This window comes from Lysobacter sp. 05T417 (assembly GCF_056396405.1).
Genome location: NZ_JBFTLK010000002.1, coordinates 453,346 through 468,003, shown reverse-complemented (window position 1 = coordinate 468,003; position 14,658 = coordinate 453,346). Strand labels below are relative to the sequence as shown.

At 68.8% G+C, this 14,658-nt stretch carries 11 protein-coding genes; 5 read left to right on the top strand and 6 right to left on the bottom strand.

Features of this window, described 5'->3' with window-relative positions:
* Window positions 1-78 precede the first annotated feature (78 nt).
* From creD to AC1DER_RS05440, 3 genes are all read left to right on the top strand, one after another.
* On the top strand, window positions 79-1,416 hold the full coding sequence (gene creD, locus AC1DER_RS05450) for a cell envelope integrity protein CreD (RefSeq protein ID WP_477246486.1): 1,338 nt from the start codon (window positions 79-81) through the stop codon (window positions 1,414-1,416).
* 117 nt (window positions 1,417-1,533) lie between these two features.
* Window positions 1,534-2,160, top strand: coding sequence for a GNAT family N-acetyltransferase (locus AC1DER_RS05445; protein ID WP_441815029.1), 627 nt, complete (start codon window positions 1,534-1,536; stop codon window positions 2,158-2,160).
* Window positions 2,161-2,195: 35 nt separating this feature from the next.
* A complete protein-coding gene (locus AC1DER_RS05440; protein ID WP_441815230.1) occupies window positions 2,196-3,086 on the top strand; it encodes a carbon-nitrogen hydrolase family protein in 891 nt (296 codons plus the stop codon).
* A 28-nt stretch (window positions 3,087-3,114) separates the two neighbouring features.
* Here AC1DER_RS05440 and AC1DER_RS05435 read toward each other — a convergent pair whose 3' ends face one another.
* Together AC1DER_RS05435 and AC1DER_RS05430 are read right to left on the bottom strand one after the other, a co-directional pair.
* Window positions 3,115-3,666 (bottom strand): phosphatase PAP2 family protein, encoded by a 552-nt coding sequence (locus AC1DER_RS05435; protein ID WP_477246519.1) that lies wholly within the window; start codon window positions 3,664-3,666, stop codon window positions 3,115-3,117.
* A gap of 20 nt (window positions 3,667-3,686) precedes the next feature.
* Window positions 3,687-4,871, bottom strand: a complete 1,185-nt coding sequence (locus AC1DER_RS05430) for a glycosyltransferase family 4 protein (RefSeq protein ID WP_477246484.1) — start codon at window positions 4,869-4,871, stop codon at window positions 3,687-3,689.
* A 208-nt stretch (window positions 4,872-5,079) separates the two neighbouring features.
* Between AC1DER_RS05430 and AC1DER_RS05425 the strand changes: the two genes are divergently transcribed.
* Window positions 5,080-6,621, top strand: a complete 1,542-nt coding sequence (locus AC1DER_RS05425; RefSeq protein WP_477246482.1) for an OpgD/OpgG family glucan biosynthesis protein — start codon at window positions 5,080-5,082, stop codon at window positions 6,619-6,621.
* Window positions 6,609-8,531, top strand: coding sequence for a glucans biosynthesis glucosyltransferase MdoH (gene mdoH, locus AC1DER_RS05420; RefSeq protein ID WP_477246480.1), 1,923 nt, complete (start codon window positions 6,609-6,611; stop codon window positions 8,529-8,531). Before AC1DER_RS05425 ends, mdoH begins: the two co-directional genes overlap by 13 nt.
* Before the next feature lie 63 nt (window positions 8,532-8,594).
* Here the strand turns inward: mdoH and ppx are convergent, their stop codons facing one another.
* From ppx to phoB, 4 genes are all read right to left on the bottom strand, one after another.
* On the bottom strand, window positions 8,595-10,124 hold the full coding sequence (gene ppx / locus AC1DER_RS05415) for an exopolyphosphatase (protein WP_441815025.1): 1,530 nt from the start codon (window positions 10,122-10,124) through the stop codon (window positions 8,595-8,597).
* 70 nt (window positions 10,125-10,194) lie between these two features.
* A complete protein-coding gene (gene ppk1 / locus AC1DER_RS05410; protein WP_441815024.1) occupies window positions 10,195-12,279 on the bottom strand; it encodes a polyphosphate kinase 1 in 2,085 nt (694 codons plus the stop codon).
* Window positions 12,276-13,625, bottom strand: coding sequence for a phosphate regulon sensor histidine kinase PhoR (phoR, locus tag AC1DER_RS05405; protein WP_477246477.1), 1,350 nt, complete (start codon window positions 13,623-13,625; stop codon window positions 12,276-12,278). Before phoR ends, ppk1 begins: the two co-directional genes overlap by 4 nt.
* Window positions 13,626-13,804: 179 nt before the next feature.
* On the bottom strand, window positions 13,805-14,512 hold the full coding sequence (phoB, locus tag AC1DER_RS05400) for a phosphate regulon transcriptional regulator PhoB (protein WP_441815022.1): 708 nt from the start codon (window positions 14,510-14,512) through the stop codon (window positions 13,805-13,807).
* Window positions 14,513-14,658 lie beyond the last annotated feature (146 nt).

Below are 14,658 nucleotides of genomic sequence, written 5' to 3'. Positions count from 1 at the left end.
CCCTCGCTTCACCGTGGCGCCATCGTCGCCCCGCGTTCGCCGCCGATCCTGTCGTCCATACCCCGACAGGAGTTGCACATGCGCCTTGCCTTCAAGATCGCCATGGTCGTCGCGATGACCGTCGCGATCCTGGTTCCGCTGACGATGATCCGCGGCGTCATCGAGGACCGCCAGAACTACCGCGCCCAGGCCGTGGCCGACATCGCCCGCAGCTATGCCGGCGTGCAGTCGTTCGCAGGCCCGGTGCTGGTGGTCCCATACACCGAGACCGTCGAGGTCGAAGAGACCGACAAGCACGGCAACGTGCAGAAGGTCCAGCGCGACGTGACCCTTCAATGGACCTTCTTCCCGACCACGCTCGACGTGCGCGGACCGATGCGGCCGAGCACGCGCAAGCGTGGCCTGCACGAAGTGCGCGTCTACGAGTGGCAGGGCAAGGCCAGGGCGCGCTTCCAGGCGCAGATCCCCGCCGCCGGCGCCGCGCCGCGCCGGATCGGCCAGCCCTGGCTGAGCTACGCCATTGCCGACGTGCGCGGCCTGCGCGCGTCGCCGCGTTTGCGGATCGACGGGCGCATCGTTTCGGTGGAAGAGGGCATCGGCAGCCGCAGCGGCCCCGGCCTGCACGTGCGCCTGCCGGAGCCACAGTCAGGTCAGATGCTCACGCTCGACACCGAGCTGGACATCGTCCTGGGCGGCACCGAATCGCTGGCGCTGGTGCCGCTGGGCAAGAGCAACCACTTCGCCCTGCAGTCGAGCTGGCAGCACCCCAGCTTCGGTGGCAGCTCGCCGCGGCATGAGCTCGATGCGTCCGGCTTCAAGGCCGACTGGGACATCGCCTCGGTCGCCAGCAACGCCCAGCGCCAGTACCTGCAGGGGCAGTTGCTGCCCGACATGGACAGCGGCATCGCGGCCATGGCCGGGATCGATGCGGTCGGCGTGTCGCTGATCGACCCGGTCGACATCTATACCCAGGCCGACCGCGCCAGCAAGTACGGCATCCTGTTCGTGCTGCTGACCTTCGTCGGATTCTTCATCTTCGAACTGATCAAGCAGCTGCCGATCCACCCGATCCAGTACGGCCTGGTCGGCCTGGCCCTGGCGATCTTCTTCCTGCTGCTGGTCAGCCTGAGCGAGCACATCGATTTCGCCATCGCCTACCTGGTCGCCAGCCTGGCCTGCATCGGCCTGCTCGGCTTCTACCTGGTCGCGGTGCTGCGCAGCCCCGGCCGCGGCGTCGGTTTCGCCGCCATGCTCGCCACGCTCTATGCTGCGCTGTACGGACTGCTGGTGTCGGAGGACAACGCGCTGGTGCTCGGCGCCGGCCTGCTGTTCCTGGTCCTGGCCGCGATCATGGTGGTCACCCGCCGGGTCGACTGGTACCAGCTGGCCGGATCGCGACCGCCGTTGCGTGAGTGATCATGAACGCGGTCGTGGGCTCAGCCTGCGGCCGCGTTAGTCATGGTCCGAGTTTCGAAAGACCGCAGATCCACCCAACCCATCATCGCGACACCGGGGATCCCAACGATGTACGTCATGGATGCCAACTCCATTGAAGCGCCCGCCGCGTTGCAGGTGCGCAGCTACAGCGGCGCGGCGATCGCGCCGTGGCTGGATCACCTGGCTCGCCTGCGCATCGCAGTCTTCCGCGACTGGCCCTACCTCTACGACGGCGATGCCGACTACGAGGCGCAGTACCTGCAGAGTTACCTGCAGTCGCCGCGCAGCATCGTGGTGCTGGCCTTCGACGGCGAGCAGGTGGTCGGGGCCTCGACCGGGATGCCGCTGGCGGCCGAGTCCAGTTCGTTCCTGGATGCCTTCGATGGCACCTCGATCGATCCGCAGGATGTGTTCTATTGCGGCGAGTCGGTGCTGCTGCCCCAGTACCGCGGCCGCGGCATCGGCCATCGCTTCTTCGACGAACGCGAGGCGCACGCGCGCAGCTACGGCGACTATGCGTGGACGGCGTTCTGTGCGGTCGACCGCGAGCAGAGCCATCCGCGCCGCCCGGCCTTCCATCGCGGCAACGAGGCATTCTGGAGCAAGCGCGGCTATCGCCAGCGCCCGGAGCTGAAGGCGCACCTGACCTGGCGGGAGGCCGGCAATGTCGTGGTCGATCATTCGCTGACCTTCTGGTTGCGCGCACTGGAGCGAACGCGATGAGCTTCGGCACGCCGGTTGGCACACAGGCTGGCAGCCTGAAAGTGGCGGTGGCCAAGTACACCGTCGATGCCCCCGACGATTTCGCCGCCTTTGCCGGCAAGCAGGCGCGCTGGCTGGATGAAGCCCGCCAGCAGGGTGCGCAGATGGCCGTGTTGCCCGAGTACCTGTCGCTGGAACTGGGGGCGATGTTCGACGCCCACACCCGTGGCGACCTGCACGCCTCGCTGGCGGCGCTGCAGGCCTGGCACGGCCACTGGCTGGACCTGTTCTCGCGGCTGGCGCGCGAGCGCCACATGCACGTCGTCGCCGGCACGTTCCTGCTCGATCTCGGCCGTGGCCGCTACCGAAACCGCAGCTATACCTTCGCCCCCGATGGCAGCCACGTCTGGCAGGACAAGCTGCGCCTGACCGGGTTCGAGAAGTCCGCCGGCGTCATCGAACCGGGCGACGAACTGAAGGTGTTCGAGACCGGCCCGGTGCGCAGCGCGGTCGCGGTCTGCTATGACAGCGAGTTCCCGTTGCCGGTGCGCGCGCAGTGCGAAGCCGGCGCGCGCCTGCTGGTGGTGCCCAGCTGCACCGACACCGAAGCCGGCGCAACGCGCGTGCGCGTGGGCTGCCTGGCGCGTGCGCTGGAGAACCGCTGCTTCGTCGCGCAGTCGGTGACTGCCGGCCACGCGCCCTGGAGCCCCGCGCTCGACGTCAACACCGGCGAAGCGGCGCTGATCGCCCCCATGGATGTCGGCCTGCCGCACGACGGCATGATCGTGCAGACCCGCGGCGACCAGCACTGGGCGGTGGCCACGCTCGATTTCGCCGCGCTCGAAGCCAGCCGCGCCCAGGCGCAGGTGGCCAACGACCGCGACTGGGCCAGCCAGTATTTCCCGAGCGTGGCGCGGGCGAAGGTGGTTCGCGCCCAGGCTGCCTGACCGCGTGGCCGCATGACAGCGCGGCCGGTCAGAACAGCGTCACCCCGGGCACCAGCCACAGCGACAGCCCCGCCAGCGCGGAACCAATCGCGGTGGCGGCCAGCACGTCGCTGGGATAGTGCAGGCCCAGCACCACGCGCGAGGCGGCGACGCTGGCGGTAAACGGCACGAGCAGCCACGCCAGCATCGGGTAGTGCGCCATCGCCACCAGGCTGAACGCCACTGCGTGCAGGGTGTGCCCGGAGGGGAAGCTGAATTCGTCCAGTGGCGCCACCCAGGCATGGATGCGCTGGTCGGAGGCAAAGGGACGCGGCCGCCGCGTCCAGCGTTTGAGCAACTTGTAAAGCGTCAAGGCGATCAGGCCGGTTGCCGCCAGGTGCGCCGACGCGGCCAGGCCGTGGAAACCGTCGACGGCGATCAGCACCGCCATCAGCAAATACCAGAACACGCCATCGCCCAGCCGGCTGACCAGGGCGAAACAGGTGCGCGAGCGGCCGCCTTCGCCCCAGCGGTTGGCGCGCAGGCACCAGCCGGAGTCGCCGTCGATCAGGCGCTTGTGCAGCGCCGGGCGGTGCAGCATGCGATGCAGGGAATGACGATTCATGACGCCTCCCGTTCGGGTTGTTCCGGCGCAATGGAGGGCAGCGACGCCACCCCCGCACTGCGGCGCGACTGCACCAGTTCGTGCAGCAACGCGTCGAAGTCGTGGGCGACCTGTTCCGGGCGCAGGTTGGCCACTGCCAGGCGGGTCGCCATGCGCATCGCGCCGCGGCTGAGGTCGTCGTTGGCGATGCGCGTGCAGGCGGCGATGAAGGCGGCCTCGTCGCCGTCGGCGATGGCTGCGCCGTGGATGCCGTCGCGCAGGTATTCGCGCGCGGCGCCGTAGTCGAAGGCAACCGTCGGCACGCCGCTGGCAAGCGCTTCCAGGGTGACGTTGCCGAAGGTTTCGCTCAGGCTCGGGAACACGAACAGGTCGCCGCTGGCGAAGTGGCGGGCCAGGTCATCGCCGCGTTGCACGCCGCAGAAAATGAAATCGGGGTTGTCCTGCTCGAGCTTCGCCCGCGCCGGGCCGTCGCCGACCCAGACGAAGCAGGCTTCCGGCCGCGCGCGCTGCAGCGAGCGGAACGCGCGCACCGCCAGGTCGAGGTTCTTTTCCGCGGCGATGCGGCCGACGTAGATCGCAGCAAAGCCGTTGTCGCCCAGGCCCCACTGCGCGCGCAGGCTGAAGTCGCGGCGCTGCGGATCGAACTGCACGGTGTCGACCGCGCGCGGCAGGCGCACCACGTTGTCGAAATGGCGCGACCGCAGGAACTCGGCCAGTTCGCGGGTCGGCACCAGGGTCGCGTCGGCGCTGTTGTGGAACCTGCGCATCCAGCGCAGCGCGGTCTGGGCGAGGAAGGCGACGCCGTAGTCGCGCATGTATTCGTCGAAGCGCGTATGGAAGCCCGTCGCCGCAGGAATCCCGAGTCGCCGCGCCGCCCGCAATGCCGACCAGCCCAATGGACCCTCGGTGGCGACGTAGATGGCGTCGGGGCGCACCGCCTGCCAGGTCTCGCGCAACCGGCGCGTGGCCGGGAAGCCGACGCGCAGCCCGGGATAGCGGGGCAGTGGTGCGCCGGGCACCAGTAGTTCGTGAATCGTCGCCGCGTCGTCGTCGCCCTGCCGCGGCCGGACCACGTGGACGTCGTGGCCGCGTGCGCGCAGACCCTGTTCCAGCCCCTGCACGGTCAGGGCGACGCCGTTGACCTCGGGCGGGTAGGTTTCGCTGACGATCGCATAACGCATGCGTGGCTCCCGGTTTGCGCAAGGGTGGGCCCGCGCGGTGAAACCGGGATGGCAGGACGGTGACGCGGCGATGACGGCACCGATGAAAACGGTTACCCGGGTCTTTGCCGGTGCGTGCATGGCCGGGTTGCGCCGCACGTCGCGGCGGCGTTAACAAACCAACCCATAAAATGAATGGTTAACTGTCACCCAAACCTGAGGAGAGCGCGTGCAACGACGCGAAGTGCTGTTGGCCGGAGTGTCCTGGCCCCTGTTGTCGCTGCTCTCCGTCGCCGGTTCGCGCGCGATGGCCGCGCCTGCGGCGGCGACGCCGTTCGATGCCGACACCGTCGCTTCGCTGGCGCGCGCGCTGGCGGCCAGGCCATTCCTCCCGCAGGGCAAGCAGTTGCCGGCGTCGCTGGAGAAAATCGGCTACGACCAGTACCGCGGCATCCGCTTCAATCCGGCGCAGGCGTTGTGGCGCGGGCAATCGCTGCCGTTCCAGGCGCAGTTCTTCCACCGTGGCTTCTTCTTTCGCGACCGCGTCGATATCTACGCCGTGGCCGGCGGAACCGCCACGCCGGTGGTCTATCGGCCCGAACAGTTCACCTTCGACGGCACCGCCGCACCGAAGGAGACCGACCTGGGCTACGCCGGCTTCCGCCTGCATTCGCCGATCAACCGCCCGGAATACTTCGACGAGATCTGCGCCTTCCTCGGCGCGAGCTACTTCCGCGCCGTGGCCAAGGGGCAGGCCTATGGCTTGTCCGCGCGCGGCCTGGCGCTCAAGACCGGTGCGCCGGCGGGCGAGGAGTTCCCGGTGTTCCGCAGCTTCTGGCTGGAGCAGCCGGCGCCCGGCGCCGACCATGCCGTGGTGCATGCATTGCTCGACAGCCCCAGCGTTGCCGGCGCTTACCGGTTCGTGATCCGCCCTGGCGCGGAGACCGTCTTCGACGTATCCGTGCGCCTGTTCCCGCGCGTGGCGCTGGACCAGGTCGGCATCGCGCCGCTGACCAGCATGTTCCAGTTCGATTCCAACGATCGCGTCGGAATCGACGATTACCGACCGGCCGTGCACGACTCCGATGGCCTGGCCCTGGTCAACGGCAAGGGCGAGCAGGTCTGGCGACCGCTGCAGAATCCCTCGGTGCTGCAGGAGAGTGCGTTCGAGGACGTCAATCCGCGCGGTTTCGGCCTGATGCAGCGCAAGCGCGCATTCGCCGACTACGCCGACAGCGAAGCCCATTACGAGAAGCGACCGAGCCTGTGGATCGAGCCGCAGGGCGAGTGGGGTGCCGGCGCGGTGCACCTGTTCGAACTGCCGACGGCCGATGAGTTCCACGACAACATCGTCGGATTCTGGCGTCCCGCCCAGGCACTGGCTGCGGGCAAGGAGCACCGTTTCGACTACCGCATGCACTGGTGCGACCAGCACGCCTGGTTGCCGCAGCTGGCGACGGTCACGCGCACCCGTATCGGCGCCGCGGCCGCCGCCGAGGCCGATGCCAAGCGCGGCGCACGCCTGGTCGTGATCGATTTCGCCGGTGGACGCCTGCAGGGACTGGCTGATGGCGCACCCGTGCGTGCCGACGTCACGGCGAACAAGGGCAAGGTCGCCCACGTCACCGCCCACGCCAATCCCGGCGCCGACGGCTGGCGACTGGCCTTCGAATTGCAGCCTGGCGCTGAGCGCAGCATCGAGCTTCGCGCAGTGCTTGGCGATCAGTCCGGCCCGCTCACCGAGACCTGGCTGTACCGGTGGACGGCGTGAACGGCGTGACCATCACACCCGACACCGCCAGCACCGGCGCGCCCGCGCCGTCGCCCTGGCTGCCGGTGGAAACGCCGGTATCCATGCCGGTGCAGACCCTGCGCAAGGGGAAGCTGTCCAATCGGCAGCTGCCGACCACGCCCGGGGGGATGGCCTGGCGACGCGCGCTGGTCATCGGTGGCGCCGGCTTGCTGACCCTGGTCGCCGCCTATCAGATCTGGTGGGTGCTGCGCGGCAGCGGAACCGACGTCCTGGAAGGTCTGTTGCTGGTGCTGTTCGTGGCGTTGTTCGCATGGATCGCCCAGGCCTTCGTCAGTGCGCTGGCGGGCTTCACGCTGATCCTCACGCGAAAGGGTGGCCGCCTCGGCCTGACCCGCCAGGGAGAGCTGCCGATACTCGCCTCGCGCACCGCGCTGCTGATGCCGACCTACAACGAAGAGCCCGAGCGGCTGCTCGCAGGCCTGCAGGCGATCTACGAATCGCTGCAGGAGACCGGGCAGCTCGCGCTGTTCGATTTCTTCGTCCTCAGCGACACGACCAATGCCGACATCCGCGCCGCCGAAGAGCGCGCCTTCACCCGCCTGCGCGAACGCACCGGCGGCCACGGCCGGCTGTTCTACCGCCACCGTCCGGACAATCGCGAACGCAAGGCCGGCAACATCGCCGAATGGGTACGCCGCTTCGGTGGCGGCTACCCGCAGATGCTGATCCTCGACGCCGACAGCCTCATGACTGGCGAGACCATCGTCCGACTCGCCGGTGCGATGGAAGGCCATGCCGATGTCGCGCTGATCCAGACGCTGCCGATGATCGTCAACGGCAACACGCTGTTCGCGCGCATGCAGCAGTTCGCCGGGCGCGTGTACGGGCCGGTCATCGCCCACGGCATCGCCTGGTGGCACGGCGCCGAGAGCAATTACTGGGGCCACAACGCGATCATCCGCACGCAGGCCTTCGCCGACCAGGGCGGCCTGCCGGAGTTGCGCGGCATCAAGCCCTTCCGTGGCACCGTGCTCAGCCACGACTTCGTCGAGGCCGCATTGTTGCGGCGTGGTGGCTGGGCGCTGCACATGGTGCCGGGCCTGGGCGGCAGCTACGAAGAAGGTCCGCCGTCGCTGACCGACATGCTCGTGCGCGACCGCCGCTGGTGCCAGGGCAACCTGCAGCACAGCGCGGTATTGCCGGCCAGGGGCCTGCACTGGGTCAGCCGCTGGCACCTGATGATGGGCATCGGCCATTACTTCACGTCGCCGATGTGGGCGATGCTGATGCTGATCGGCCTGGCCATTCCGTTGCAGCACGCCGGGCTGGCCTGGGACAGCCTGCAGCTGCCGGGCTTCTCGCCGACCGCCTACTGGCACGACCAGGACCCGGAGCGCTTCGTCTGGGTGTTCTTCCTGACCATGGCGGTGCTGCTGGCGCCCAAGTTCATGGGCTACCTGACGCTGTTCTTCGACCGCGACACGCGCCGCGGTTGCGGTGGTGCGGTCCGTGCCTTCCTGAGCATGATCCTGGAGACGCTGCTGGCCGCGCTGATGGCGCCGGTGACGATGTACGTGCAATCGCGCGGCGTCGCCGAAGTGCTGGCGGGCAAGGACTCGGGCTGGGACGCGCAGCGCCGCGACGACGGCACGCTGCCGTGGTCCGGGCTGGTGCGCAGCTACGCGGGCGTGACGATCCTGGGCGCGGTGGCCGGCTGGATGGCCTTCATGGTCTCGCCCTCGCTGGCGGCATGGATGGCGCCGGTGATCGCCGGGCTGCTGCTGTCGATCCCGATTGTCGCGTTGACCTCGACGCGCGCCGCGGGATTGTTCCTGCGCCGCATCGGCATCTTCTCGATCCCCGAGGAGCACACGCCGCCGAAGGTGCTGGTGCGCGCGGCGAAGTTGCGCGAGGCGCTGCACAAGTAGCGCGCCGCACAAGGTGCAATCGACCGTATATCGTCCCGGCGAACGCCGGGACGGGCAGCGGCGTCAGATCGCTTCCAGTTTCAGCACGACCCCCAGACCGGCCATGTCGTGCGGCTCGCCTTCCAGGTCGGCACGCACCAGCGGGCGCATGTCGATCCAGCGGCGCGACAGGCCAATGGTCAGCGCGTTGCCGTCGGCGCGCGCGTCGAGCTGCGGTATCGGGTCGGCCTCGTGGGCGCGATGCAACAGCACGGCCAGGCGCAGCAACGCGGCGATGCGGCGGGCCGACGTGAGCAGGCGGTCGGGCAGGGCATCGAAGGCCGACTTGGGAATGCCACGGCGATGGGTGCGCACCAGCGCCGCCAGGAACTGCTGCTGCTGGCGCGAGAAGCCGGCGATGTCGGAATTCTCCACGACGTAGGCGCCGTGCACGTGGTATTGGCTGTGCGCGATGGCCAGGCCGAGCTCGTGCAGGCGCGCGGCGCGCTGCAGCATCAGGCGGTCGTCGGCATCGAGCTGCCACGCCTGCGCGATCTGTTCCAACAGGCGCATCGCGGTGGCCTCCACGCGGCGTGCCTGGCCGTCGTCGATGCCATAGCGCTGCATGAGTGCGGCGACGGCTGCGTCGCGCGGATCGTCCACGCCGCCGCGGCCGAGCATGTCGTACAGCACGCCCTCGCGCATGGCCGCCTTGCTGACCGCCATGCGCTTGAGTCCGAGCGCATCGAAGGCGGCCTCCAGGATCAGCACGCCACCGGCGATCACCGGGCGGCGCTCGGACGACAGCCCGGGCAGTTCGATCGCGTCGATGCGATCGGCCTGCAGCAGGCGATCGCGCAGCACCGGCAGCGCTTCGGCGGTGACCGCGCCCTTGGTGAGCTTCATTGCCGCGCAGATGTCGCCGATCGCCTTGTTGGTGCCTGACGAGCCCAGCGCTTCATCCCAGCCCAGCGCCCGGTAGGTGCCGGCGAACTGCTGGAACTCGGCGGTGACCTCGGTCAGCGCGTCGCGCCATTTCTTCTTCGACAGCTTGCCGTTCTCGAAGAAGCGGCGGGTGGTGGCGATGCAGCCGACCTGCAGGCTTTCGCGCTCGATCGCCTCGAAGCCGGAGCCGATGATGCATTCGGTCGAGCCGCCGCCGATGTCGATCACCAGGCGCAGCTCGCCGGGCTTGGAGGGCTGCGCGTGGGCGACGCCAAGGTAGATCAGGCGCGCCTCTTCGCGGCCGGCGACGACTTCGATGGCGTGCCCGAGCGCGGCTTCGGCCGGCATCAGGAATGCCTGCGGCACCGCCAGGCGGCGCACGGTATTGGTGGCGATGGCGCGGACGCGTTGCGGCGGGATGTCGCGCACGCGCTGGCCGAAACGGGCCAGGCAATCCAGGGCGCGCTGGCGCACTTCCGGCGACAGGCCGCCGCGGCGGTCCAGGCCCTCGGCCATGCGCACGGTCTCGCGCAGGCGGTCGACGATGCGCAGCTGGCCGAGCACGTAGCGCGCGACCACCATGTGGAAACTGTTCGAGCCCATGTCGACGGCGGCCAGCAGGTCGCCGTCGGCGAGCGGCAGTTTGCTGGTGGGGAAGGCGTCGCTCATCGGCACATGATCCCCGTTAAGGCACCGCCGCGTCCATCCTTGCGCGGATGGACGTCGTCATGGACGTTGTTCAGGCCGAGATCTTGGCCATCAACCAGGCCTGCGCCGAGTGGGCCGGAGCGCCCTCGGCCGGCGTCACGCGCACGTACTCGCCATCGGTCTGCAGCTCCCAGGCGTTGACGTTGTCGTCCAGGTAGTTCTGCAGCGCCTCTTCGTAGACGCGCGTGGCCAGGTCGGGCGACAGCACCGGAAAGCCGGTCTCGATCCGCCGCAGCAGGTTGCGCTCGAGCCAGTCGGCGCTGGAGCAGAACAGGTCCGGGGCACCGTCGTTGGCGAACCAGTACACGCGGTGGTGCTCGAGGAAGCGCCCGACGATCGAGCGCACCCGGATGTTCTCCGAGATGCCGGGCATGCCCGGGCGCACCGTGCAGGCGCCGCGCACGATCAGGTCGATCTGCACGCCGGCCTGCGAGGCCAGGTACAGCGCCCGCACCACTTGCGGTTCGTTGAGGGCGTTCATCTTGGCGATGATCCGCGCCGGCTTGCCGGCCTTGGCGTGCCGGGTCTCGCGATCGATCCGCTTGAGCACGCCGGCATGCAGGGTGAAGGGCGATTGCAGCAGACGCTTGAGCTTGATGGTGGGGGCCAGCCCGGACAACTGCTGGAAGATCATGTGGACGTCGGCGCCGATGTCGGGATCGGCGGTGATCAGGCCGAAGTCGGTGTAACCGCGCGCGGTGCCGCTGTGGTAATTGCCGGTACCCATGTGTGTGTAGCGGCGCAGCTTGCGACCCTCGCGACGCACGATCAGCATCATCTTGGCGTGGGTCTTGTAGCCGACCACGCCATACACGACCTGCACGCCGGCATCCTGCAGGCGGTCGGCGAGGCCGAGGTTGGCCTCCTCGTCGAAACGCGCGCGCAACTCGACCACGACGGTGACGTCCTTGCCGTTGCGTGCCGCCTGCACCAGGCTGTCGACGATCATCGAGTCCTTGCCGGTGCGGTACAGGGTCTGCTTGATCGCCAGCACGTTGGGGTCTTCCGACGCCTGCCGCAGCAGCTCCAGCACCGGCGTGAACGCCTCGAACGGGTGGTGCAGCAGCACGTCGCCTTCGGACACCTTGTCGAACATCGCCTCCACGCCGGACAACTGCCGTGGCTGGAACGGCGGGAACTTCAGTTCCGGGCGCTGCACCAGGTCGTACACCTGGATGACGCGGTTGAGGTTGACCGGGCCGTTGATGCGGTAGACGGCGTTCTCGGTGAGGTCGAAGTTCTCCAGCAGGGTGCGCACGATGTCGTCCGGGCACTGCTCGGCGATCTCCAGCCGCACCGCGCGCAGGTAGCCGCGGCCGACCAGTTCGTCGCGCAATGCCAGCGCCAGGTTCTCGACCTCGTCCTCGTCGACGATCAGCTCGGAATTGCGGGTGACGCGGAACTGGTACGCGCCCTTGACCTGCATGCCCGGGAACATCTCGTCGACGAAGGCCGACAGCACCGCCGACAGGAACACGAAGTCGTGCTTGCCGCCGCCGACTTCCTCGGGGATCTGGATGATGCGCGGCAGCGAGCGCGGCGCGCGCACGATCGCCAGATGGCCTTCGCGGCCGAACGCGTCCTTGCCCTTGAGCACGACGACGATATTGAGCGATTTGTTGAGGATCTTCGGGAACGGATGGGCCGGGTCCAGGCCCAGCGGCGACAGCACCGGCATGATCTCGTCGCGGAAGTACTCACGCAGCCAGCGCGCCTGGTTCTCGTCCCAGGCATCGCGGCCGAGCACGCGCACGCCACCGTCCCACAGCGCCGGGCGCAGGACGTTGTTCCAGCACTCGTACTGCGACTGCACCAGTTGCGCGGCGCGGTCGTGGATGCGCGCCAGCACGGTCGCCGGCGACAGGCCGTCGGCGCCGGTGGCGATGCCCAGGTCCTGGGCGTGGCGCAGCGTGCCGGCGCGGATCTCGAAGAACTCGTCGAGGTTGGTGCAGGAGATGCACAGGTACTTCAGGCGCTCCAGCAGCGGCACCGAGGTGTCCTGCGCCTGGGCCAGCACGCGGAAATTGAAGTCCAGCTGCGACAGCTCGCGGTTGAAGTACAGGCCAGGGTCGCGAAGCGGATCGGATTCGAGCGGGGTTTCGACTGCGGCGTTCATGGCAATGCCTCGAAGGACAGCGCGAGGTCTTCGCGCGGGCGCACGCGTTCGGCGCCGAAATGACAGGAGAACGTACTACCGCGACCGACTTCGCTGCTGATCTCCAGCCGTGCCTGGTGCAGGTTCAGCACGTGCTTGACGATCGACAGCCCCAGGCCGGTGCCACCGCTTTCGCGCGAACGGCTGGTGGAGACGCGGTAGAACCGCTCGGTGATGCGCGGCAGGTGCGCGGCCGGTATGCCGTAGCCGCTGTCGACCACTTCCAGCACCGCGCCGCCCTTGCCCTCCGGGCGGGTTCCCTCTGGGCGAAACCGGATGCGGATGGTGCCGCCGGCCGGGGTATAGCGGATCGCGTTGCCGACCAGGTTCGAGAATGCGCTGTGCAGCTCCTTGTTTGAACCCCACAGGTCGACCACGGCCGCGTCCTCGACCACGATCTCGTGGCGGCCCTGGCTCAGCGCGACCGCTTCGCGTCGCAGCGTCGTCAGCATCGGCGACATCGCCACGATTTCCTCGGCCGGCAGGCTGTCCTGCGATTCCAGGCGGGAGAGCATCAGCAGGTCTTCGACCAGCTGGGTCATTCGCTGCGACTGGCGCTGCATCTCGGCCAGCATCGGCGCCCAGTCCGGGTGTTCGGCCGGGTCGAGCATGTCGAGGTAGCCGTGCACCACCGTCAGCGGCGTGCGCAGCTCGTGCGAGACGTTGGCGACGAAGTCGCGGCGCATCTGCTCCAGCTGCAGCAGGCGGCTGACATCGCGCGCGACCAGCAGCCACAGGTCGTCGGAGTAGGGGATCAGGCGCAGGCTCAGCGTCGCCGCCGGATTCCACGGCGAGGCCACTTCCAGGGTTTCGGCGTTGCGTCCGGAAGCGAGCCAGTGCGAAAGCTGCAACGGCTGCAGGCGCTCGGCGATGGGGCCGCCGATGTCGCGCGGGTACTTCAACTGCAGCAGCCCGATGGCGGCCTCGTTGAACCACTGTATGCGCTGGCTGTTGCGCTCGACCACCACTATTGCGTCAGGCAGCGCCGCCGCTGCGGCGCGATAGGCGCGCAGCATGTCGATCAGGCGCTTCTTGCGTCCGCGCATTTCCGACTGGCTGCGATGAAGCAGGCGGTCGAGTTCGTTCCAGATGCCTTCGCCCACCGGAGCCGTCAGGCGCTGGCGTGCGGTCAGGCGCACCAGCACGCTGCGAAGGCGCCAGTAGTGCCAGGCGACCACGCCCAGGGCGGCGAGGGTGATGACGGGCCAGGGCTGACCGATCGCAACGCCAACCACGGCGGCGGCGGCCAGGATCAGGGCGAGTTGGCCGAGGGTGCGGAACCAGGCGGAGCGGGCGCGGGGCGGCATGGCCGTCGATCAACTATCCATGGGTGTGGGTGCTGCTTCCTGAGCGTAGCGAGCGGCCTGCCTGGCCGCCAGCATGCGGCCCTGCGAATGGTCACTGCGTCGCGAATGAGGGTCGGTCGGGAGGCCGCTGGCAACGCCAGCCCGCTGGCCGCGCCCGGTCAGTGCCGGCCGCGACGGCTTCATGCCGCCAGCGAGGCGGAGAAGCGGTAGCCGGCGCCGCGCACGGTCTGCACCATGCCGTCGAGACGATGCGGTTCCAGGGTCTTGCGCAGGCGCCGGATGTGCACGTCGACGGTGCGCTCCTCGACGTAGACGCTACCGCCCCAGACATGGTCGAGCAGCTGGGTGCGGGTGTAGACGCGCTCGGGGTGGGTCATGAAGAAGTGCAGCAGGCGGTATTCGGTCGGGCCGATCTGCACCGGCTGGTCGCTGCCGTCGGCGGCGGCGAACACGCGGTGCGCGGCGCCATCGATGCGCAGCGGACCGACGCCGACGCTACCGTCCTCGTCGTCCTCGCGCGAGCGGCGCAGCACGGCGCGGATGCGGGCCAGCAGCTCGCGCGCCGAGAAGGGCTTGACCACGTAGTCGTCGACGCCGGCCTCGAGGCCGCCGACGCGGTCGTTCTCCTCGCCACGCGCGGTCAACATGATGATCGGGATCTCGCGGGTGAGCTGTTCCTTGCGCCAGCGCCGCGCCAGGTCCAGGCCGCTGGTGCCGGGGAGCATCCAGTCGAGCAGGATCAGATCGGGGACGCGGTCGGCGATGGCGGCCTGCGCCTCGCGGGCATCGCCGGCATGAACGGGTTCGTATTCGCCTTTGCGCAGGGCGAAGGACACCATGTCGCGGATGGCGGGTTCGTCTTCGACAATCAGGATGCGCTTCTGCACACGGTCACCGGGGGAAAGACTGAAGGGGCCCGAACGGAGGTCCGAACGGAAGAGCCCCGAACGGGAGGGGCCTGGGAAGCCGCGTCAGTACACTACCGTTTTGTGACGATGCCATGACATGGTCATCGTGCAGGGTGCCTGCCAGG

Coding starts and splice junctions, on each gene's coding strand:
- AC1DER_RS05445 (WP_441815029.1), top strand. CDS start 1,534: ATGGATGCCAACTCCATTGAAGCGCCCGCCGCGTTGCAGGTGCGCAGC.
- ppk1 (WP_441815024.1), bottom strand. CDS start 12,279: ATGAACGCCGCAGTCGAAACCCCGCTCGAATCCGATCCGCTTCGCGAC.
- phoR (WP_477246477.1), bottom strand. CDS start 13,625: ATGCCGCCCCGCGCCCGCTCCGCCTGGTTCCGCACCCTCGGCCAACTC.
- AC1DER_RS05435 (WP_477246519.1), bottom strand. CDS start 3,666: ATGCTGCACCGCCCGGCGCTGCACAAGCGCCTGATCGACGGCGACTCC.
- AC1DER_RS05430 (WP_477246484.1), bottom strand. CDS start 4,871: ATGCGTTATGCGATCGTCAGCGAAACCTACCCGCCCGAGGTCAACGGC.
- creD (WP_477246486.1), top strand. CDS start 79: ATGCGCCTTGCCTTCAAGATCGCCATGGTCGTCGCGATGACCGTCGCG.
- ppx (WP_441815025.1), bottom strand. CDS start 10,124: ATGAGCGACGCCTTCCCCACCAGCAAACTGCCGCTCGCCGACGGCGAC.